Raw genomic sequence first — 1,748 nt, 5'->3', positions numbered from 1 at the left:
GGCCTCTACCGTGACCGCGAAGCAGAGCGTGATTATGTCGAGGCTCAACGCGGGCTTCTGGCCCCGGCGCTCACCTGGCACATCACGCCGGATACCGATCTCACCGTGCTTGGCTATTACCAGCAGGATGAAGTGCTGGGCGACACCAACGGCTTCCTGCCGGTCTATGGCACGCTCCTGCCGAACCCTGTCGGCAAGGTCAGCCCGTCGATCAATCTCGGCGATCCGAACAACCGCTATGAGCGCGATCAGTGGAGCATCGGCTATGAGCTGGTCCACGCCTTCAACGACATGGTCAGCTTCGTCTCCAACACGAAGATCAGCGACTATAAGGAAGACACCCCGACCGGCATCTATGGCTCTGGCGGCGTGATCGACAATGATTTCGACGGCGTGCCGGACGATTTCCGCACCGTTCAGCAGTCGAACTTCACCTATAAGGAATCGGTCGAGAGCGTGACCACCGACAACCGGTTCGACATCAGTCTCGACTACGGCAATGTCTCGCACAATATTCTCGCCGGTTTCGACTATCGCGAAATCGAGAATGTCGCCGACTTCGCCTTCGTCTTCGGGTCCGGCACGATCGACCTGTTCGACCCGGTCTACGATTATCAGGCCGACTATACGCCGGGCTATCCGTCGAGCTTCAACAACCAGACGCTCGACCATTCCGGCTTCTATGTTCAGGACCATATCGGCCTCGGCAATCTCTTCATCACCCTGTCCGGGCGCTATGATGATGTCACCGTCGAAAACAATGCGAGCGGCGCCGAGCAGCAGCAGGACGCGTTCACCTACCGGGCCGGCGCGAACTATGTCTTCGAGACCGGCTTTGCGCCTTACATATCTTATGCGACCTCGTTTGAGCCTGTGCTCGGCGTCGATGCTGTCTCCGGCAATGATTTCGAGCCGAGCGAAGGCGAACAGGTCGAGGCGGGTATCAAATATGATGCGCGCAACCTGCCGGATGGCTATGAGCTGCTGCTGACGGGCGCGGTCTACCAGATCAACCAGACCAATGTCGTCTCGGCGGTTCCCTCACAGACGCCTGTCTCGGGCACGCAGACGGGCGAGGTCGAGGTGCAGGGCGCCGAGATCGAGCTTGTCAGCCGGATCAATGATCAGCTCTCGATCAACGCCTCCTACAGCTATACAGACAGCGAGGTCATCGACAGCTCGACAGTGCAGGAGATCGGGGCCGAGTTGCCTGTCACGCCGGAGACAAAGGCGTCGATCTTTGTCGATTATTCCTTCGTCGAAGGGCCGCTCAAAGGCTTCGGCATTGGCGGCGGTGTGCGCTATACGAGCGAGAGCCAGGGCGCGCTGCCGGGGCCGTTTGCGCCGGTTGTCTATACAGGCGAAGCCTCGACCCTGGTCGATGCGCTGATCCGCTATGACACCGAAGACTGGCGTTTCGCGGTCAACGGGTCCAACATTCTCGATGAGGAATATGTCGCCCGCTGCGCCTCTGCGGCAGGCTGTACATATGGCGCGGGCCAGCAGGTGATCGCCACGGTGACGCGCAAATTCTAGAGCTTGGGGGCCGGGCGGCTCGAATGTTGAACGCTGTTGCTGAAACCGTTCGGGGCGCCCGCCTTTTCACGCCATGCCTGCTGGCCGCGCTCGTCGCGGCCTGCAGTGTTTCCGGGTATGAGCCGCCTGAGGCCGAGATCGCAACGTCCCAGAGTCTGACGACGCCCGGCACGTCCGGAAAACCGGACACGCCGCGTGGCCAGCCCGGCCAG

At 60.8% G+C, this 1,748-nt stretch carries 2 protein-coding genes; both read left to right on the top strand.

Annotated elements, in window-relative coordinates; all coding sequences use genetic code 11:
• The coding region (locus WA989_RS14715) for a TonB-dependent siderophore receptor (protein WP_424341235.1) at positions 1-1,536 on the top strand (1,536 nt) is incomplete at its 5' end.
• Between the two features lie 23 nt (positions 1,537-1,559).
• Positions 1,560-1,748 (top strand): hypothetical protein (locus WA989_RS14710; RefSeq protein WP_424341234.1); only part of this gene is annotated, 189 nt, incomplete at its 3' end.

This window comes from Henriciella sp. (genome assembly GCF_049649345.1).
GTDB lineage: Bacteria > Pseudomonadota > Alphaproteobacteria > Caulobacterales > Hyphomonadaceae > Henriciella.
The sequence above is the reverse complement of the archived record's forward strand: the minus strand, read 5'-3'. Positions and strand labels throughout refer to the sequence as shown.